Origin of the sequence: Aeromonas sp. DNRA1, from assembly GCF_963888745.1 — a bacterium.
GTDB lineage: Bacteria > Pseudomonadota > Gammaproteobacteria > Enterobacterales > Aeromonadaceae > Aeromonas > Aeromonas hydrophila.
On the sequence record NZ_CAWPKQ010000002.1, the window covers coordinates 306,047 to 325,116 of the forward strand.

The 19,070-nt window shown below is 62.6% G+C and carries 15 protein-coding genes; 11 read left to right on the top strand and 4 right to left on the bottom strand.

Annotated elements, in window-relative coordinates; all coding sequences use genetic code 11:
- Positions 1-22 precede the first annotated feature (22 nt).
- The 10 genes from AACQ43_RS07455 (at position 23) to AACQ43_RS07500 (ending at position 8,781) form a co-directional block, all read left to right on the top strand.
- Positions 23-424 (top strand): hypothetical protein, encoded by a 402-nt coding sequence (locus AACQ43_RS07455; RefSeq protein WP_168966741.1) that lies wholly within the window; start codon positions 23-25, stop codon positions 422-424.
- A 5-nt stretch (positions 425-429) separates the two neighbouring features.
- Positions 430-1,104: a ribulose-phosphate 3-epimerase gene (gene rpe, locus AACQ43_RS07460; protein ID WP_016351625.1), complete on the top strand. Its 675-nt coding sequence runs from the start codon at positions 430-432 to the stop codon at positions 1,102-1,104.
- On the top strand, positions 1,091-1,759 hold the full coding sequence (locus tag AACQ43_RS07465) for a phosphoglycolate phosphatase (RefSeq protein WP_168966744.1): 669 nt from the start codon (positions 1,091-1,093) through the stop codon (positions 1,757-1,759). The genes rpe and AACQ43_RS07465 overlap by 14 nt, the downstream gene beginning before the upstream one ends.
- Before the next feature lie 39 nt (positions 1,760-1,798).
- Positions 1,799-2,803, top strand: coding sequence for a tryptophan--tRNA ligase (trpS, locus tag AACQ43_RS07470; protein WP_005298400.1), 1,005 nt, complete (start codon positions 1,799-1,801; stop codon positions 2,801-2,803).
- Between the two features lie 123 nt (positions 2,804-2,926).
- Positions 2,927-3,142, top strand: a complete 216-nt coding sequence (locus AACQ43_RS07475; protein WP_011706959.1) for a hypothetical protein — start codon at positions 2,927-2,929, stop codon at positions 3,140-3,142.
- A gap of 20 nt (positions 3,143-3,162) precedes the next feature.
- Positions 3,163-3,744: an aminodeoxychorismate synthase component II gene (locus tag AACQ43_RS07480; protein ID WP_168966746.1), complete on the top strand. Its 582-nt coding sequence runs from the start codon at positions 3,163-3,165 to the stop codon at positions 3,742-3,744.
- Between the two features lie 277 nt (positions 3,745-4,021).
- The gene (locus tag AACQ43_RS07485; protein WP_029299369.1) at positions 4,022-5,239 is read left to right on the top strand and encodes an aspartate aminotransferase family protein; all 1,218 of its coding nucleotides are present in this window, start codon (positions 4,022-4,024) and stop codon (positions 5,237-5,239) included.
- Positions 5,240-5,314: 75 nt separating this feature from the next.
- The gene (astA, locus tag AACQ43_RS07490; protein WP_011706956.1) at positions 5,315-6,334 is read left to right on the top strand and encodes an arginine N-succinyltransferase; all 1,020 of its coding nucleotides are present in this window, start codon (positions 5,315-5,317) and stop codon (positions 6,332-6,334) included.
- Between the two features lie 70 nt (positions 6,335-6,404).
- Positions 6,405-7,874 (top strand): succinylglutamate-semialdehyde dehydrogenase, encoded by a 1,470-nt coding sequence (gene astD / locus AACQ43_RS07495; RefSeq protein WP_168966748.1) that lies wholly within the window; start codon positions 6,405-6,407, stop codon positions 7,872-7,874.
- Positions 7,875-7,983: 109 nt separating this feature from the next.
- Complete coding sequence (locus AACQ43_RS07500; RefSeq protein WP_011706954.1) at positions 7,984-8,781, top strand: DUF1338 domain-containing protein; 798 nt, start codon at positions 7,984-7,986, stop codon at positions 8,779-8,781.
- 85 nt (positions 8,782-8,866) lie between these two features.
- Here AACQ43_RS07500 and AACQ43_RS07505 read toward each other — a convergent pair whose 3' ends face one another.
- Complete coding sequence (locus tag AACQ43_RS07505; RefSeq protein WP_168966750.1) at positions 8,867-9,463, bottom strand: HAD family hydrolase; 597 nt, start codon at positions 9,461-9,463, stop codon at positions 8,867-8,869.
- Positions 9,464-9,649: 186 nt separating this feature from the next.
- Between AACQ43_RS07505 and AACQ43_RS07510 the strand changes: the two genes are divergently transcribed.
- A complete protein-coding gene (locus AACQ43_RS07510; protein ID WP_168966752.1) occupies positions 9,650-11,014 on the top strand; it encodes an MDR family MFS transporter in 1,365 nt (454 codons plus the stop codon).
- A gap of 67 nt (positions 11,015-11,081) precedes the next feature.
- Here AACQ43_RS07510 and nifJ read toward each other — a convergent pair whose 3' ends face one another.
- From nifJ to AACQ43_RS07525, 3 genes are all read right to left on the bottom strand, one after another.
- Positions 11,082-14,627 (bottom strand): pyruvate:ferredoxin (flavodoxin) oxidoreductase, encoded by a 3,546-nt coding sequence (gene nifJ, locus AACQ43_RS07515; protein WP_168966753.1) that lies wholly within the window; start codon positions 14,625-14,627, stop codon positions 11,082-11,084.
- A 482-nt stretch (positions 14,628-15,109) separates the two neighbouring features.
- Positions 15,110-16,900 carry a hypothetical protein gene (locus AACQ43_RS07520; protein WP_168966755.1) on the bottom strand — a complete coding sequence of 597 codons (1,791 nt, stop codon included), beginning with the start codon at positions 16,898-16,900 and terminating at the stop codon, positions 15,110-15,112.
- A 412-nt stretch (positions 16,901-17,312) separates the two neighbouring features.
- Positions 17,313-18,953 (bottom strand): alpha-glucosidase, encoded by a 1,641-nt coding sequence (locus AACQ43_RS07525; RefSeq protein ID WP_168966757.1) that lies wholly within the window; start codon positions 18,951-18,953, stop codon positions 17,313-17,315.
- Positions 18,954-19,070 lie beyond the last annotated feature (117 nt).

The following is a 19,070-nucleotide window of genomic DNA, read 5'->3' on the forward strand; positions in this document are numbered from 1 at the left end:
CTGTTTTCAGCATCTGCTTGCAGTGATGATGACGTTCGCTTTTTCCGTACCCTGTGCGGGTCGTTTTCAGCATCCGTTTGCGGTGATGATGGCGTTCGCTTTTTCCATATCGTGTATGGGTCGTTTTCAGCGTCCGTTTGCGGTGATGATGGCGTTCGCTTTTTCCGTATCGTGTGCAGGCCGTTTTCAGTGCCTGTTTGCGGTGATGATGGTGTTCACTTTTTCCGTACTGCGTATGGGGCGTTTTCGGCATCCATTTGCGGTGATGATGGAGTTCGCTTTTTCCGTACTGCGTATGGGTCGTTTTCGGCATCCATTTGCGGTGATGATGGCGTTCGCTTTTTCCGTACCGTGTGCGGGTCGTTTTCAGCATCTATTTGCGGTAAAATTGCGCCGCTTTTTCTGCCACGCTGCCAATGGATGACGCTGATGAAAGACTTTCTGATTGCCCCCTCGATCCTCTCCGCCGACTTTGCCCGTCTGGGGGACGATGTCGCCAAGGTGCTGGCCGCCGGTGCCGACGTGGTCCATTTCGACGTGATGGACAACCATTATGTGCCCAACCTGACCATAGGCCCAATGGTCTGCCAGGCCCTGCGTGACTACGGTATCGAAGCCCCCATCGACGTGCACCTGATGGTCAAGCCGGTGGATCGCATCATTCCCGATTTTGCCAAGGCGGGTGCTTCCCTCATCACCTTCCACCCGGAAGCGTCCGACCACGTTGACCGCTCCCTGGGCCTCATCAAGGAGCAGGGCTGCCAGGCCGGCCTGGTGCTGAACCCTGCAACGCCGCTCACCTGTCTGGAGTACGTGATGGACAAGCTGGACGTGATCCTGCTGATGTCGGTCAACCCGGGTTTTGGTGGTCAGAGCTTCATCCCCGGTACCCTCGACAAGCTGCGTCAGGTGCGCCGCCTGATCGACGAGAGCGGCCGCGACATTCGCCTCGAGATCGACGGCGGGGTCAAGGTCGACAACATCCGTGAAATTGCCCAGGCTGGTGCCGACATGTTCGTGGCCGGCTCGGCCATCTTCAGTCGTCCGGACTACAAGGCGGTGATCGACGAGATGCGGGCGGAGCTCTCTCATGTCAAACGCTGAACGTGATTTTGACCTGGTGCTGTTCGATCTGGACGGCACCCTGATCGACAGCGCCCCGCAACTGGCGCTGGCGGTCAACCGTACGCTGACCGAACTCGGGCTTGCCGAGGCCGACGAAGCCGTGGTGCGGACCTGGGTCGGCAACGGTGCCGACAAGCTGATCCAGCGCGCGCTGGACTATCGCGCGGCGCCCGAGCTGTTTGCCAGCGCCCGTCCGCTGTTTGATCGCCACTATCATACCTGCCTGCTGGAAGGGCTGGCCATGTATGACGGGGTCGAGCAGAGCCTGCGCCGCCTGCAGGCGCTGGGTTACCAGCAGGGGATCGTGACCAACAAGCCGAGCCACTTCGTGCAGCCGATCCTCGATGCCCTCGGCATCGGCGACTGTTTCGCACTCTGGCTGGGGGGCAACTGCGTGCCCGTCAAGAAACCGAGCCCGGAGCCGCTGCTGCTGGCCTGCCACGAGCTGGGCGTCAGCCCGTCGCGCACCCTGATGGTGGGCGACTCCGAAAATGACGTGCTGGCCGCCCAGGCTGCCGGCATGAAGGTGGTGGGACTGACCTATGGCTACAACTACGGCCGTCCCATCGCAGATTCCCGCCCGGACTGGGTATGCGAACAGTTTGCCCAGCTCGACGCGCTGCTGGCCGAATAAGCTGGCCAGGCAGGCCGAATAACAAGGATCAACACTCTGATGACTAAACCTATCGTATTGAGCGGGGCCCAACCGTCGGGCCAGCTGACCATCGGCAACTACATGGGGGCCCTGCGTCAGTGGGTCAACATGCAGGATGACTTCGACTGCCTCTACTGCATCGTCGATCTGCACGCCATCACCACCCGCCAGGATCCGGCCGCCCTGCGCAAGGCCTGCCTGGACGCCGCCGCCCTTTATCTGGCGGTCGGCATCGATCCGGCCAAGAGCACCGTGTTCATCCAGTCCCACGTACCGCAGCACGCCGAGCTTGGCTGGATCCTGAACTGCTACACCCAGATGGGCGAGCTGTCACGCATGACCCAGTTCAAGGACAAGTCCGCTCGCTTCGAGAACAACGTCAACGTCGGCCTGTTCGGTTATCCGGTGCTGATGGCGGCCGACATCCTGCTCTATCAGGCCAATCAGGTGCCGGTGGGCAACGACCAGAAGCAGCATCTGGAGCTGACCCGCGACATCTGCACCCGCTTCAACAACCTCTACGGCGAGGTGTTCACCCTGCCGGAGCCCTTCATTCCGACCGAAGGTGCCCGGGTGATGAGCCTGCAGGATCCGACCAAGAAGATGTCCAAGTCGGACGACAACGAGGCCAACTTCATCGGCCTGCTGGAAGATCCCAAGCAGATCGTCAAGAAGATCAAGCGCGCGGTGACCGACTCCGACGAGCCGGCGGTGGTGCGTTTCGATCCGGAAAACAAGCCGGGGGTCTCCAACCTGCTGACCCTGATGTCCGGGGTGACCGGCCGTTCCATCCCCGAGCTGGAGCAGCATTTCGAAGGCAAGATGTACGGTCACCTCAAGACCGAAACTGCCGAGGCCGTGGTTGCCCTGCTGGAGCCGATTCAGGCCCGCTTCCACGAGCTGCGTCAGGATGAGGCTCATCTGCAGGCCATTTTGGCGGCCGGTGCACAAAAGGCGCGGGAAAGGGCTGAAAAAACCCTGGCCAGCGTATATGATGTAGTCGGCTTCGTTCCTCGAGCCTGACATACTGGGAAGGTGTAGTAGAAGAGAGCTGGGTATTTGCCTGGCTTTCTTTGTTTTACCCGACCTGCTATTCGTTATTTCATCTTCCAATTTCAAACGCGGGCGTCTGCCCCAAGAGTTAGCATGTCTGTCGAATCAAATACCACGATTGAAGAGTTGGGTGACAAGGGTCACTGGCTGCGCAAGTTTCGCAAGGCCAAAAACCTCAATACCCTGCAACTGATGGTCTCCAATGCCATCGACAAGCACCACAAAACCCCTGCCATCGCCGCCGCCATCTACCTGGCCGAGTGCCAGCGCGAGCGTGAAATGGAACAGGGTCGCTATCTGGACCGTTAATTCTCTGCCCTGGTTGACCCATGCTGTTGTTGATCGATAACTACGACTCCTTTACCTGGAATCTGGTGCAATATTTTGGCGCCCTGGGACAGGAGGTAGTGGTGAAGCGCAATGACGAGCTGACGCTGGACGCCATTGCCCGGCTCTCTCCCCGTTATCTGGTGATCTCTCCCGGTCCCTGCACCCCCAATGAGGCGGGTATCTCGCTGGCGGCCATCTCCCGTTTTGCCGGCCAGCTCCCCATTCTCGGCGTCTGCCTCGGCCACCAGTCGCTGGCCCAGACCTTCGGTGCTCAGGTTGTACGTGCGCGCCAGATGATGCACGGCAAGACCTCGCTCATTCGCCATCGCGGCGAGGGGGTATTCAAGGGGCTCAACGACCCGCTGCGGGTCACTCGTTACCATTCGCTCATCGTGGAGCGCGATACCTTGCCCGATTGTCTCGAGATCACCGCCTGGAGCGAACATGCCGATGGCAGCCCGGACGAGATCATGGGCCTGCGCCATAAGCAGTTGAATATAGAGGGCGTTCAGTTCCATCCGGAGAGCATTTTGAGCGAGCAGGGTCATCAGTTGCTGGCCAATTTTTTGGCTAATCCCTGAATAGTTGTGATCGGCCTCCCAGAATTGAAAGGAGGCCAAAAATATTTTCCCTGACACTTTATTCACCTCCCTCCCTGTCCAAATTATCTCTTGCCAACACCCCCTGAGCCGTTATGCAATGCGGTTGCCTAAAATCTCACGGGCAGTCGAACATTGTTCCCTGTAACGCGCTTTGTTGCAGACTTTTAGCTTTTTTTCTGTGACAATGCCGATGTGTTTACATGGATTTAACTTTTGGGCGGTGGATTATTCTGTCGCCAGATCGAAGGAGAGCAATATGTCAGAGTTGTTGGCAGTGACACGTGAAGTGTTTGATGAAGTGATGGTTCCCAACTATGCGCCCGCCAAGATCATCCCGGTGCGTGGTGAAGGGTCACGTGTCTGGGATCAGGAAGGCCGTGAGTATGTGGATTTCGCCGGCGGGATCGCCGTCAATGGCCTGGGCCATTGCCATCCCAAGCTGGTCGAGGCCCTGAAAACCCAGGGCGAGAAGCTGTGGCACCTCTCCAACGTGATGACCAACGAGCCGGCCCTGCGCCTGGCCAAGAAGCTGGTCGCCGCGACCTTCGCCGACAAGGTCTATTTCTGCAACTCAGGTGCCGAAGCCAACGAAGCCGCCCTCAAGCTGGCCCGTCGCTACGCCATCGAGAAGTTCGGTGCCCACAAGACCCAGATCATCGCCTTCCACCAGGGTTTCCACGGTCGTACCTTCTTTACCGTCAGCGTCGGTGGCCAGGCTGCCTACTCCGATGGTTTCGGTCCGAAGCCCGCAGACATCACCCACGTGGCCTACAACGATCTGGCGGAGCTGGCTGCCGTCATCTCCGACAATACCTGCGCCGTGGTGATGGAGCCGCTGCAGGGTGAAGGTGGCATCATTCGTCCCACCGACGAGTTTGCCAAAGGGGTGCGCGAGCTGTGCGACAAGCACAACGCCCTGCTGATCTATGACGAAGTGCAATCCGGCGTCGGTCGTACCGGCGATCTGTTTGCCTACATGGGTCTGGGCGTCACGCCGGATATCCTCACCAGCGCCAAGGCGCTGGGCGGCGGCTTCCCCATCGGCGCCATGCTGACCACTACCGACATCGCCTCCCACCTGAAAGTGGGCACTCACGGCTCCACCTACGGCGGCAACCCGCTGGCCTGCGCGGTGGCCGAGGCGGTGATCGACGTGGTCAACACCCCGGAAGTGCTCAGCGGCATCAAGCAGCGCGAACAGCTGTTCCGCGAGGGTCTCGAAGCCATCAACGCCAAGTATCACTGCTTCAGTGAAGTGCGCGGCAAGGGTCTGCTGCTGGGCGCCGTGCTGAACGACGACTACAAGGGACGCTCGCGCGACTTCCTGCTGGCCTCCATCGACCAGGGGCTGATGGCGCTGGTAGCCGGCACCAACGTGGTGCGTTTTGCGCCGTCTCTGGTTATTCCGGAAGCGGATATCAAGGAAGGGCTGGTACGGTTCGAGAAAGCGGTTGCCCAGGTGGTTAACGCCTGATCCAAATTGAGGTGGGGAGCCCTCCCGGCAGGAGCCGGGACCCCACCTGTCGTCAATGAAAGGGAGTTGTCATTTATGTTGGTTATCCGTCCCATCGAGCAAAAAGACTTTGCCGGTCTCAAGACCTGTGCCATCGAATCCGGCACCGGCATGACTTCGTTGCCCGTCAACGATGAACTGCTGCAGCGCAAGATAGACGCTTCCACCCAGACCTTTTCGGACAAGCCTGCGGGCAAGGGTGACTGCCTCTATTTCTTCGTCGCCGAGGATCTGGAGACCGGCGAAATGGTCGGTACCTGCGCCATCGATGCGGCCGTGGGCCTGTCCCAGCCGTTCTACAACTATCATATCGGCAAGGTGGTGCACTCTTCCCCCAAGCTCGGCATCTACAACGTCGTGGAAACCCTCACCCTCTCCAACGACTACACCGGCAATTCCGAGCTCTGCACCCTGTTTCTGCGCGAATGCGCCCGCGAGGGGCTCAACGGCCGTCTGCTCTCCAAGCACCGCTTTCTGTTCATGGCCGAACACCCCGAGCTGTTTGACGAGACCGTCTTCGCCGAGATGCGTGGTGTCTCCGATGCCGATGGTCACAGCCCCTTCTACGAGTGGCTGCAAAAGCATTTCTTCTCGATGGATTTTCCCACCGTCGACTATCTCACCGGCATCGGCAAGAAGCGCTTCATCGCCGAGCTGATGCCCAAGTACCCCATCTACGTCAATCTGCTGAGCAACGAGGCGCGCGCCGTCATCGGTCAGACCCACGAGAAGACCCGTCCGGCCATCAAGATGTTGCAGGACGAAGGATTCGTGAATCGCGGCTATGTCGACATCTTCGATGCCGGCCCCACCGTCGAGTGCGACGTGAAGAACATTCGCAGCGTGCGCCGCAGCCAGAAGCTGCGGGTGCTGGTGGGTGAGCCCATCGGTGGCAAAACCCATCTGGTCTGCAATACCCGCTACGAGCACTATCGCGCCTGCTACGGCAACATCCGGGTCGACCTGGACAAGCACGAAGCCATCATCCCGCCCAAGATGGCGGCCGCACTCAAGGTGCAGGATGGCGACATGGTGCGCGCCGTCGATCTTGATTGAGCCATATCAGCAGTAAAACCGCATATGAAACAGGCAGCCAAGGCTGCCTGCGAACCACAGGGAGTGAAGGATGAGCCAGTTAGTTCAGTTTATTGACGGTCAGTGGCTGGCCGGTGCAGGCAAGCCGTTCGAGTCAAAGGACCCGGCCAAGAATCAGGTGATCTGGCAAGGAGAGGCCGCCAGCGCCGCCCAGGTGGAGGCTGCCGTCAAGGCTGCCCGCCATGCTTTCTATTATTGGTCCGATCTGGCCCTCGACGATCGTCTGGCCATTGTGCGCCGCTATGCCGACCTGCTCGGCGAGCACAAGGAGGCGCTGGCGCTGACCATCGCCCGCGAAACCGGCAAACCGTTGTGGGAGACCCGCACCGAAGTGGCCGCCATGCAGGGCAAGATCGCCATCTCCATCCGCGCCCATGACGAGCGCACCGGCACCGTGGAGAACCCCATGCCGGGCGCCAAGGCGTTCGTGCGCCACAAGCCCCACGGCGTCGTGGCCGTGTTCGGCCCCTACAACTTCCCGGGCCACCTGCCCAACGGCCATATCGTACCGGCGCTGATCGCCGGCAATACCGTGGTGTTCAAGCCTTCCGAGCTGACCCCCATGGTGGCCGAGGCCATGTTGAAAATCTGGCAGGAGGCGGGGCTGCCCAAGGGCGTGCTCAACCTGGTGCAGGGTGAGGTCGACACCGGCAAGGCGCTGGCCGGCAATCCGGACATCGACGGCCTCTTCTTCACCGGCTCGTCCCGTACCGGTCACTTCCTGCACCAGCAGTTTGCCGGCCAGCCGGGCAAGATCCTGGCCCTGGAGATGGGCGGCAACAACCCGCTGATCGTGAAAGACGTGAGCGACATCGACGGCGCCGTCCATGCCATCGTGCAGTCCGCCTTCATTACCTCCGGCCAGCGCTGCACCTGCTCGCGCCGCCTGTTTGTCGAGCGCGGCGAGCGGGGCGATGCCCTGGTCAAGCGCCTGGTAGAGGTGGTTGGCCAGATCAAGGTCGGCCTCTATGACGCCGCCGAACAGCCGTTCATGGGCGCCATGATAAGCGAGCGAGCAGCGCTTGGCATGGTCGAGGCGCAAGCCAACCTGCAGCGCCTCGGTGGCGAGAGCCTGCTCACTCTCACGCATCTGGAAGCGGGCACCGGCTTCGTCTCCCCAGGCATCATAGACGTGACTGCAGTCAGCGCGCTTCCGGACGAAGAGTACTTCGGCCCGCTGCTGCAGCTCATTCGTTACGACGACTTCGATGCCGCCATCGATCAAGGCAACGCCACCAGCTTCGGCCTCTCGGCCGGCCTGCTCGGCGACAGCGAGGCGGACTGGCAGCACTTCTTCAAGCGTATTCGCGCCGGCATCGTCAACTGGAACAAGCCCATCACCGGCGCCTCCAGTGCCGCACCGTTCGGTGGCATCGGGGCCTCCGGCAACCACAGGGCGAGCGCCTACTACGCCGCCGACTACTGTGCGTATCCGGTGGCTTCCGTCGAAGACAGCAAGGCCGCCATGCCGGATCAGCTGTCTCCCGGTCTGACGTTCTAAACAAGGCAAAGGCGGGCGCTCTCTGTGTTGGCGCCAGCGCCTGACCACGACAATAAAAGGGGCACTGAACTGGTGCCCTTGTCTGTACCCGCAATCAAAGGAAAGAGAGATGCAAAAGGATATCGACACCCTGTTCGGTCATTTGTGGGATAACTACATTCAAGTCACCCCGAGTGCCCACAAGGTTCATCAACTGCTGGGTGGCGGCGAGCCCATCGTCAACGACCACGTGGCGTTTCGCACCTACAACCTGCCCAAGCTGGGGCTGGAGAAGCTGGCCGCCCACTTCCTGGCGCTCGGCTACGAGCAGAAGGGCGAGTACGTGTTCAAGGCCAAGAAGCTCTACGCCAAGCACTTCGAGCATAAAGACCCGGACGCGCCCAAGGTGTTCATCAGCGAGCTGAAGGTGGAAGAGCTCTCCGACGCGGCCCAGGCCATCATCCACAAGCTGGCGGCTCAGGTGCCCGATCATCTGACCGACACCCAGGCCTTCCTCTATGCCGGCGCCCCCTGGCAGGTCTCCTGGGCCGATTACCAGACCCTGCTGGCGGAGAGCGAGTATGCGGCCTGGATGGCTGCCTGGGGTTATCGTGCCAACCACTTCACCGTCAATATCAACCGCCTGAAGGACTTTGACACCATCCAGCAGGTCAACGCAGCCCTCAAGGCCGCAGGCTTCGTGCTCAATGGCGTGGGTGGCGAGGTGAAAGGGGACCCGCAGGTGATGCTGGAGCAGTCGTCCACCATGGCCGACAAGGCGGACGTGGCCTTCACCGACGGCGTGCGCACCATCCCGAGTTGTTTCTACGAATTCGCCCTGCGCTACCCGCAGGCCGACGGCGTACTCTACCCGGGCTTCGTCGAAGCCTCGGCCGACAAGATCTTCGAATCCACCAACGCCATGTAAGGCGGGGCCGGGTCATCCCGGCACTGCTGCATGCAAAACGCCTCCCTTGCGGAGGCGTTTTCATTGGTGGCAGGGGCAGTGTGGCCTAGCGCTGATAGAGCTCGCCCTCCAGCGCCAGTACCGTCTCCATCCCGGCGGCTCGGCCGGCCTGCAGGCCGATCTGGGTATCTTCGAACACCAGGCAGTTGGCGGGGTTGGCGCCGAGCAGCTCGGCCACTTTCAGGAAGGTGTCGGGGTGGGGCTTGTGGTTGTCGATATCATCGGCACTGACCAGCACGGGGATATAGGCATCCAGACCGGTGTTCTTCAGAATGTGCAGGGCGTGCTCGCGCGATGAGCCCGTGCCTATGCCCATCGGGACCTTGCCGTGGCAGCGCTTGACCAGCTCCCACATGGCGGGAAACACGCTGACCTTGTCGATATGCTCCAGATAGAGCGCCACCTTGCGCCGGGTGAAGGCGTCCACATCGATATCCAGCCCATGCTGTTCGGCCAGGATGGCGACTATCTTGCGGGTGGGAATGCCGCCGAATTCATTGAGCTGGGCGCGATCGAAGGGTAGGCCGATCTCGGCGCTGGTCTCCTCCCAGGCATCCAGATGCAGGGGCATGGAGTCGACCAGGGTGCCGTCCATATCGAAGATCAGGGCATCGTATTGCTCAAACCGGAACTGCTCGGACATGGGGCTGCTTCCTCTTGGGGTGTGAACAGCCAGCCTATCAGAATGCAGGAGGCAATGCCGCGACCGGGGTCATGGTTGCGGGTCGGCGGCGCCATGGCAGTGGTTTTGGCCATCGACTGGTGATTTATGAGACAATAATAAGTTCTGCGCCGCAGATCCTGGCATTTCAAATTAGCGAGCCCCTATATGTCCCCAAAAACCATCTTCTCGAGCGTGGCCCTGGTGATCGCCCTGGGTTCACTGGAAAAGAGCATAGTCACCACCCCCTTGCCCATCATAGGTGCCGAGCTGAACGCCGGCGCCGCCCTCACCTGGGTGGTCACCGCCTACCTGCTGGCGGCCACCGCCGCCCTGCCCATCTACGGCAAGCTGAGCGACATGTTTGGCCGGGTGCGCATGCTCAACATCGGCATCGGCCTGTTTCTGGCCGGATCCGTGGCCTGCGGCCTGGCCCAGGATCTGCCGACCCTGCTGGCGGCCCGCGTGCTGCAAGGACTGGGCGGCGGCGGCCTGATCGCGCTCGCCTTCACCGTCATCGCCGACAGCATACCGCCGCGGGAGGTGGGCAAGTATCAGGGCTACATCTCGGCGGTCTATGCGGTCTCCAGCATCGCCGGGCCCCTGCTCGGTGGTTACTTCACCGAGCAGCTCAGCTGGCGCTGGATCTTCTGGATCAACCTGCCGCTCGGGGCGCTCGCGCTCTGGCTGGTGAACCGCAACCTGGGTCACCTCAATGTGCGCCGCCACAGTCGCTTCGACTGGAAGGGGGCGGCGCTGTTGATCACCGTCACCACCCTGAGCCTGCTGCTGCTCTCGCCGGAGACCGCCCTGCCCGCCATCTGGCTGGCGGCGGGACTGGCGCTAGCCCTGCTGCTGTTGATCCTGGTGGAGCGGCGGGCCCACGATCCCATACTGCCGGCCCATCTGGCCCGGTTGCCCGGTTATCTGGTCAGCGTGCTGCTGGCGCTGGCCTCGCAGCTGTTGATGTTCGCCGTGCTGGTCTACCTGCCGCTGCAGATGCAGTGGCAGAAGGGGATGGGGGCCAGCGAGAGCGGTCTCTACATGGTGATCTTCATGGTCTGCATCACGGCGGGGGCCTTCGTCGGCGGCAAGCTGATCGGCCGCACCGGTTACTACAAGCGCTTCGTGGTGGTGGGGTTCGCCCTGTCGGCGCTGGCGCTCTGGCAAATCCACTTCGACCTCTGGGCCAGAATGGGACTGGGGTTTGCCGGATTGGGGCTGGGCCTGGTGCTGCCGGCGCTGTCAGTGGTGGTGCAAAACGCCCTGCCACGAGAAGATCGCGGCATCGGCATGTCGCTGTTCAACTTCGGCCGTGAGCTGGGGGGCGCAGTGGGGGTGGCCATCTGCTCCGTGCTGTTCCACTCAGCCCTGCCGGCGGGCAGCAGCCACAACCTGGCCAGTCTGAGCCCGGCCGAGCTGGCACCCGGTTTCAGCGCCACCTATATCGGCATGGCGCTGATCGCCACCGCCGCGCTGCTCATCACCCTGCTGGCGTTGAAACGCCACGAGCTGGCCAGCATCCACGCCTGATGGCGTCACCGCGACATGGCAACAGGGCTCCCCATGGGGAGCCCTGTTTGTTGGTGGGTCTGCGTTTCTACTCCTGGGCTGGCGCCTCCTTGCCGGCCAGCTGGCTCAGCCAGGCGAAGCGGCGGTTGGCGTCCAGCTCCGCCTCCCGATAGAGCTGGCTGGCGATTTCCGGCAACTGGCGTTCCAGCCGCTTGAAGCGGGGCTCCTGCTGCAGGGTCTCGGCCAGCGATGCGCTGGGGGCCCGAGAGTCCAGTGCCAGCGGCGCCTTGCCCTCCTCGCTGCGGCGTGGGTCATAGCGGTAGAGCGGCCAGAAGCCGGTGGCGGTCAGCTGCTTCATCTGCTCGTGGCTCTGGGCCAGATCGTAGCCGTGCTCCTCGCAGGGGCTGTAGGCGATGATGAGCGACGGACCTGGGTAGGCTTCCGCCTCCTGAATGGCCTTCACCGTCTGGTTCATCTGGGCGCCGAGGGAGATCTGCGCCACGTAGACGTGACCGTACATCATCACGTTGGCGCCAAGATCCTTGCGTCCCTTGCGCTTGCCCTGCTCGCCAAACTTGGTGATGGCGCCGAGGGGAGTGGCCTTGGACTGCTGACCGCCGGTGTTGGAGTAGCACTGGGTGTCGAGCACCAGCACGTTGATGTTCTCCCCCAGGCTCAGCACGTGATCGAGCCCGCCGTAGCCGATGTCGTAGGCCCAGCCGTCGCCGCCGATGAGCCAGACCGATTTCTCCACCAAGTAGTCCGCATCACGGGCCAGCTCCTGGGCCGCGGCGTCGGTGCGCCCCTGCAGCAGGGCGCGCAGTTGCTCGATATGGGCGCGCTGCTCGGAGACCGGCAGACTGGCATCTTGCAGCCCCTGTTGCAACCCGACTGGGACGGCGTCCCCCAGGCTCGCCAGCAGGCGGCGTACCCGCTCGCGATGCTGATCCACGGTGAGCCGAAAGCCCAAGCCAAATTCGGCGTTGTCCTCGAACAAGGAGTTGGCCCAGGCCGGCCCGCGCCCGTCGGCGTTGGTGGTGTAGGGGGTGCTGGGCAGGTTGCCGCCATAGATGGAGGAGCAGCCGGTGGCGTTGGCGATGAGTAGTCTGTCCCCGTAGAGCTGGGTCAGCAGCTTGATGTAGGGGGTCTCGCCGCAGCCGGAGCAGGCACCCGAGTATTCGAACAGCGGCGAGATGAGCTGGGAGGTGCGGATGTCGATGCGCTCCAGCTGCTCGGCGGTGCGCTCGGGCAAGTCCAGGAAGAAGTCGTAGTTGGCCTTCTGGGCCTCGAGGTGGTCGAGCCGCGATTCCATGTTGATCGCCTTGCGGCTCGGTTCGGTGCGATCCTTGGCCGGGCACACCTCGACGCAGAGGTTGCAGCCGGTGCAATCCTCCGGCGCCACCTGCAGTACGTATTGCTGGCCGCGCATGTCGCGGGCCTTCACATCGAGCGCATCCAGGGTGGCGGGGGCACCCTCCAGCGACGCTTTGTCCACTACCTTGGCGCGGATGGCGGAGTGGGGGCAGGCCGCCACGCAGTAGTTGCACTGGGTGCAGAGGTCTGCCTGCCAGATGGGTACCTCCTTGGCAATGTTGCGCTTCTCCCAGCGGGTGGTGCCCACCGGCCAGGTGCCGTCTGGCGGGAAGGCGGAGACCGGCAGGCTGTCGCCGAGCCCCGCCAGCATGGCGGCGGTGACGGTCTGCACGAAGTCGGGGGCCTTGGTCGATACCACGGGCGGGCGCTGGTGGCTGGCGGGGTCAAGTGCCTGCAGCGGCACCTGCACGAGGGCCTCGCAGGTGGCGGCCAGGGCCTGCCAGTTGCGCTCGACCAGCGTTTGCCCCTTGCTGCCATAGCTCGATGCGATGGTCTGACGCAGCAGCTCGGTCGCCTCTGTCGGCGGTATGATGGCGGTCAGCTGGAAGAAGGCCATCTGCATTACGGTATTGATGCGGTTGCCGAGCTGGCACTCGCGGGCAATTTGGGCGGCGTTGATGGTGTAGAGGCGCGCACGCTTCTGGCGCAGGGCCTGTTGCACCTCCTGGGGCAGCCGCTGCCAGATCTGCCCGGCGTCGTAGGGGCTGTTGAGCAGGAAGATGCCATCTGGCCTCAGCCGCTCCGCCATCTGGTACATGTCGATAAACTGCCACTGGTGGCAACCGATGAAGTCCGCCTCGTCCACCAGGTAGGCCGACTGCAGCGGCCGCTCGCCGACCCGCAGGTGGGAGACGGTGAGGCCGCCCGCCTTCTTGGAGTCGTAGACGAAGTAGCCCTGGGGGTAGAGGTCGGTGTGGTTGCCGAGGATCTTGATGCTGTTCTTGGCCGCCGACACTGTGCCGTCGCTGCCAAGGCCGTAGAACAGTGCCTCCAGCTTGTGCTGGTTGCCAAGGCTGGGACTCGAATAATCGAGGGCCGGCAGCGGCAGGGAGAGGCCGGTGACGTCGTCGAAGATGCCGACGGTGAAGCGCGGCCGTGGGTTATCCAGCGCCAGCTCGTCGAAGATGGCCTGCACGCAGGCCGGGTTGAACTCCTTGGAGGAGAGGCCGTAGCGCCCGCCGATGACCCGCGGCAGGCTGGCTCTTTCTCCCCGACTGACCGCCTCGGCCAGCGCACTCACCACGTCCAGATAGAGGGGCTCGGCCAGGGCGCCCGGCTCCTTGGTGCGATCCAGCACAGCTACCTTACGGGCGCTCTCTGGAATGACCGCCAGCAGATGCGAGGCTGAGAAGGGGCGGTAGAGCCGTACCTTCACCAGCCCCACCTTCTCGCCCTGCTCAATCAGCCGCGTGATCACCTCCTCGCAGGTGCCGATGGCGGAACCCATCAGCACCAGCACCCGCTCGGCCTCTGGGTGACCCACGTACTCGAATGGACGGTAGTGGCGGCCGGTACGCTCAGCGAAGGCGTTCATCGCCTCGCTCACATGGCGGTAGCCCTCGTCATACCAGGGGTTGGTGGCCTCCCGGCACTGGAAATAGGTGTCAGGGTTGGCTGCGGTGCCGCGAATGACCGGCTTGTCGGGGGTCAGCGCCCGTTCCCGATGGGCACGAATCGCCTCGGCCGGCAGCAGGGCGCGCAGGGTGTCGTCATCGAGCGGCACTATCTTGGCTATCTCGTGGGAGGTGCGAAAGCCGTCGAAGAAGTGGATGAAGGGCAGTCGGCTGTTGAGGCTGGCTACCTGAGCGATCAGGGCAAAGTCCTGGGCCTCTTGCACATTGCTGGCGCAGAGCAGGGCGCAACCGGTCTGGCGCACCGCCATCACGTCGGAGTGATCGCCGAAAATCGACAGGGCATGGGTCGCCACGGTGCGCGCCGCCACGTGCAGCACGAAGGGGATGAGCTGGCCCGCCAACTTGTAGAGGTTGGGGATCATCAGCAGCAGGCCCTGGGACGAGGTAAACGAAGTCGCCAGTGCACCGGTCTGCAGCGCGCCGTGGACGGTGGCAATGGCGCCCCCCTCCGACTGCATCTCCACCACGCGAGGCACGTCGCCCCACAGGTTCAGGCCTCGATCGCTCGACCAGGCTGACGCCTGTTCCGCCATGCTGGAGCTGGGGGTGATGGGATAGATGGCGATGACTTCGCTGGTGCGGTAGGCCACCGAGGCGACCGCGTTGTTTCCGTCTGTGGTGATCATGAATTGCCCACTTGCTATGCCAGTTTGAATGACGGCTGTGATCAGCCGGCCATGGATAGGTCGCCGCCATAGTAAGAGTGGAAATAAACGCGGAACAAACGGGATAAATAATCATGCCAAAGGCAGCGGCGGCGCGCGATGGCGGCCTATCGCCGGTGACGGGGGCAAGTCGGCAGAGGGTCGGGCGGGATGGTTGTTGAGGGTAATTCGATTAACTGGATCGGGCGCAAAATAGGTCGATCCGGGCTCGTAAATAAATAATCAAGCGGCAAATTAATTTGCGCCGTCGGGCGATGCGAGAGTGTTTCATGGCCGAGATGACAGGGTCATGGTGCGGGAGGGCCTTTCACATTAGTCATAAAAAGGGCTCCTTAAGGAGCCCTTTTGAATCACCTTAGCGGCTCTCTGCCACCATCATTTCCCTTGCACCTGGCCTCGGGGAATGGACCCGTCTGATGCGATGCCAGCCCGTGAGAGGGGTGCTACTCATGGTGCAGGGTGATGCAATCCAGCCCGCCGCTGCCGCGCAGCAGGGCTTCTGCCTGGTTGAACTCCTCCCGTTTGCTGCTGGCAGCCTGACCCACGAAATAGGGGGTGAGCCCGGCCACCTCGCGTTGCAGCCAGGCGGCGAATGCCTGATTGAGGGGGGCGATGCTGGCGGCATTGGTGATGTAGAAGGGCTGCTGGCGGGTGCCCATGATGCCGTTCATCCAGTTCACCGGCCGCTTGCCTACGGTGAACGCGCCCGGAGTGGCGATGGGGGTCAGGCCGGCATCGCTCAACTGCTGGCGGATGAGGGCGTGGATCTTGTGCCAGCGCTCGCTCTGCTGGCGCAGGTTGGTCACGCTCTGGCCAAGTTCCTGCCGCTCGCTGTCGCTCAGGGTGGCATTGCTAGCCAGCACCTGCTCGATCAGCGCTGCGCTGGCTGCATGATCGTTGAGCAAGATGCGACCGTCGGTCAGCGGGCGCATGGCCATGTCGAGGTGGAAACCGGGCTGGGCCAGGATCACCAGATCCCGCTCGGCCACCTTGAGCTCCTGCGCCATCAGGTGCTGGCTGATGGCCATCATGGCGAGGAAGCGGCGGGTCTGATGATCTTGCTCGGCGCCAGTCAGCCCTGTTCGCTGGTAGCCACCGGCCTGCAACATGCGGCCCAGCCGGGCCAGGGTGGCGGCATCGGCCGCCAGCGTCGGCAGTGCCTGGGCTATCTGCTCATCATTGAACTCGGAGTGAAGTTCGGCGGTTACCACCAGGCTGGCGTACTCCTGCTTGAGGCGGGTCAGCAGATCGAAGGAGGCCGGCAGCGGTTGGCCATGGATGGCGCGATAGCGCTCGGCAATCCGCTCCCCTTGCTGCGGGCTCAGAAACATCCGCTGCTCCGCCGCTCCCCGGGTTGACCCGTCCACTTCGTATTTGGCGAGCTCGGCCTTGGCGCGCGCGGTCTTGGCAAAGGCGTGGCGCTGCGGCTCATCCAGCCCTTGCGGCAGCAGGTTGGCCGCCTCCAGCAGGATGAGGTCCACCTCGGTGTCATGGCCCTTTTGGAAGGTATTGGGTCTGCCCAGCCACTCCTCTTCGCTGAGTTGCAGCCGAAACTCGCCGTCGCGCTCCATCTTCTCCTGCAGAGCGGCGATGCGCTCACTGTCCAGCCGGCTGTGGTGCAGGGTGGTCTGCAGCAGGGCATCGCGGCCGATCAGGGCATAGGGGGTGCCGTCGGCTCGCTGGCCGGTCAGCATGTTGCCGCCATCGATGATGGAGAAGGTGGGGATGAGCTCGCGCCCCTGCGCCTCGGCGAAGGAGTTGGCCTGGGAGAGCATGTAATCATCCAGCCCCTGGGAATCCTGGCTGCCGAGGCTGTGGTGCCCCTCCTGCTCGGCCTCCGGGCTCTGCTCGGTCAGGGCGGTGACGAAGGCGTGGTAGCGCCCCTTGTTGGCCAGCGGTGCCTGGGGGCGGAAGATGAGGGCACCATCGCGCGACAGCCACATGTTGTCCTCGGTCCAGGTGTACATGTCAGCGTGGGTGCTGACCGAGAACCCCTGTTCCCTGCCGATCTGCTCCAGCTCGGCCACCAGTTCCGGTTCGGTCTGGAGGGGCAGGTGGAGCTGGTGGATCCGGTTGCCCAGATCGTCCTGAGCCAGCTGGAAACTGCGAGAGAGGGCGGGGGAGTGCTGGCCGTCGGTGAGGGTGGGGTCATCCGGGAAGATCAGAGGGGCCGCCATGGTCGAGTGGAACCAGAAGAGGGTGGAGAGGGCGAGTGCCACGCCGGTTTTGCGCATGATGATTTCCTGTTGTTATGGCGGGAGAGTGCCCGCGAGCCTGAACGTCGGCGTGCGGCGCGGTGCCGCACGCTTCGGATGGAAACCATAAGGAGCCGGCGAAGAACCACAAGGGCGCAAATCTGAATTGACTTTTAACCCTGACTAAACAGCGTTTAATATCGCCGCTTGATGATAAAAACGACGTTTTTGATGGCAGTTATTGCCAATAAAAACAGGGTGTTGAACTATTTCAATTGTCGATAGCGAGCCGTGGTTGGATATTGCCTGGCAAGGCGGTGCGGGCCTGAAAACGCGAAGTTTTTAAGTGGGTAAATCGCTGGGGCGTATCGACCGCCGAGGGGAGGGATATCATCAGTGGGCAGGGGCCATCCTCCATGGCGGAGGATGGCACGAGGGATAGCGCTGCCCGTTACTCCCTTGCTCGCAGCAGCCAGGCGGCCGCCTGATAGGGGGCAAAGGTGGCGACGGGTTGCCCCGGGTAGTTGCTCATCAGCAGGGTGGCACCTGCCTCCACCTGATCAAAGTGCGGCATGATCAGGGGGTGCTCGGTGAGGTTGGCGAGCAGCAGCAGGGTATGCCGCTCTGCACTTGCCGGATCCTGCCAGCGGCGGCGATAGCCGATGCGATCTGGGTCGTCCCCATCCAGCAGCTCGAAGTCGCCGTGGCGAACGACAGGGTGAGCCTTGCGCAAGGCGATGAGCTGGCGATAGCAGTGAAACGGCGAGTCGGGGCGGGCCAGTTGCTCGGCGGCGTTTATCTCGAGGTGGTTGGCATTGAGGGCAATCCAGGGCGTGGCCGTGCTGAATCCGGCGTGGGGGCCAGCGTCCCACTGCATCGGGGTACGGGCGTTGTCGCGGCCGATGGCATCGAGCCGCCGACTCAGCTCGGCAGGATCCAGCCCCGCCTGGCTGGTACTGTAGTTGATCGCCTCCACGTCGCGCAGTTCGTTCGGCTGCCAGTGGCGGTTGGTCATGGCTAGCTCTTCGCCCTGATAGATGAAGGGAGTGCCCTGCATCAGCTGCAGCACCATGGCCCACAGCTTGGCGCTGGTTTCCCGCCAAGTCGGGCTGTCATCGCCAAAGCGGGAGACGGCGCGGGGCAGGTCGTGGTTGCCGAGAAACAGGCTGTTCCAGCCTCGCCCGTGCAGCCCCTGCTGGTGGCGGGCCATGGCCTGTTTGAAGGCGAGGGGGTCGAAGCGGGAGGTCCACTTGTCACTGCCGAGCCCCAGATGCTCGAAATTGAACACCATGCTGAACTCGCTGCCATCGGGGTTTGAATAATTCTGCATATGGGCGAGATCCGCTGCCCAGGTCTCCCCCACCGTGATGATCCCCTTGCCGCCGAAGCTCTCGGCATTGAGCTCGCGGATATAGTTGTGCAGGCGCGGGCCGTTGCTCATGGCAAGCCGGTCCCACTCCTTGCTCACCATGTCTATCACATCGAAGCGAAATCCCTTGATCCCTTTGCCCAGCCAGAAGTTGATCACCTGCGCCATTTCGGCGCGCACCGCCGGGTTGTCCCAGTCCAGATCGGCCTGACTCACATCGAAGTTGTGCAGGTAGTAACGATCAAGCGCCGGCACATACTGCCAGCCGCTGCCACCGAAGATGGAGGTGACCGGGTGGGCATCGACAAAGGCTTGGTCGCGAAACACGTAGTAGCCCTGATAACGGGGATCGCCGGCCAGTGCCTGCACAAACCACTCATGCTCGGTGGAGGTGTGGTTGGCGACGATATCCATCATGATGCCGATGCCGTGAGCGGCCGCTTCGGCGATCAGCTGCTCCATCTCGGCCTGGGTGCCGAAGGCGGGGTCGATGGCGCGGTAGTCCGCCACGTCGTAACCGTTGTCCCGTTTGGGGGAGCGATAGAGGGGGGTGAGCCAGAGCATATCGACCCCGAGGGTGGCCAGATAGTCGAGGCGCTGGCGGATGCCGTTGATGTCGCCCATGCCGTCGCCATCGCTGTCCTGAAAACTCATGGGGTAGATCTGGTAGATGACGCAGTTATCGAGGTCGATGTCGGGTGTGTGGAGAGGTCGCGGGTTCATCAGCTGGGCCGGTTGGGGGAAGCGATGGTTTATCTTACGCAGATGCGCAGGCCCTCGACAGGGTGGGGAAAGGCTTGAAAAGGGTTCCATAGTTGGCTGATTGCCAAAAGTGAGGGG

What these genes read in the sequence shown, in the direction of transcription:
- rpe (WP_016351625.1), top strand. Translation starts at nt 430, where the DNA reads ATGAAAGACTTTCTGATTGCCCCCTCGATCCTCTCCGCCGACTTTGCC.
- AACQ43_RS07465 (WP_168966744.1), top strand. Translation starts at nt 1,091, where the DNA reads ATGTCAAACGCTGAACGTGATTTTGACCTGGTGCTGTTCGATCTGGAC.
- trpS (WP_005298400.1), top strand. Translation starts at nt 1,799, where the DNA reads ATGACTAAACCTATCGTATTGAGCGGGGCCCAACCGTCGGGCCAGCTG.
- AACQ43_RS07475 (WP_011706959.1), top strand. Translation starts at nt 2,927, where the DNA reads ATGTCTGTCGAATCAAATACCACGATTGAAGAGTTGGGTGACAAGGGT.
- AACQ43_RS07480 (WP_168966746.1), top strand. Translation starts at nt 3,163, where the DNA reads ATGCTGTTGTTGATCGATAACTACGACTCCTTTACCTGGAATCTGGTG.
- AACQ43_RS07485 (WP_029299369.1), top strand. Translation starts at nt 4,022, where the DNA reads ATGTCAGAGTTGTTGGCAGTGACACGTGAAGTGTTTGATGAAGTGATG.
- astA (WP_011706956.1), top strand. Translation starts at nt 5,315, where the DNA reads ATGTTGGTTATCCGTCCCATCGAGCAAAAAGACTTTGCCGGTCTCAAG.
- astD (WP_168966748.1), top strand. Translation starts at nt 6,405, where the DNA reads ATGAGCCAGTTAGTTCAGTTTATTGACGGTCAGTGGCTGGCCGGTGCA.
- AACQ43_RS07500 (WP_011706954.1), top strand. Translation starts at nt 7,984, where the DNA reads ATGCAAAAGGATATCGACACCCTGTTCGGTCATTTGTGGGATAACTAC.
- AACQ43_RS07505 (WP_168966750.1), bottom strand. Translation starts at nt 9,463, where the DNA reads ATGTCCGAGCAGTTCCGGTTTGAGCAATACGATGCCCTGATCTTCGAT.
- AACQ43_RS07510 (WP_168966752.1), top strand. Translation starts at nt 9,650, where the DNA reads ATGTCCCCAAAAACCATCTTCTCGAGCGTGGCCCTGGTGATCGCCCTG.
- nifJ (WP_168966753.1), bottom strand. Translation starts at nt 14,627, where the DNA reads ATGATCACCACAGACGGAAACAACGCGGTCGCCTCGGTGGCCTACCGC.
- AACQ43_RS07520 (WP_168966755.1), bottom strand. Translation starts at nt 16,900, where the DNA reads ATGCGCAAAACCGGCGTGGCACTCGCCCTCTCCACCCTCTTCTGGTTC.
- AACQ43_RS07525 (WP_168966757.1), bottom strand. Translation starts at nt 18,953, where the DNA reads ATGAACCCGCGACCTCTCCACACACCCGACATCGACCTCGATAACTGC.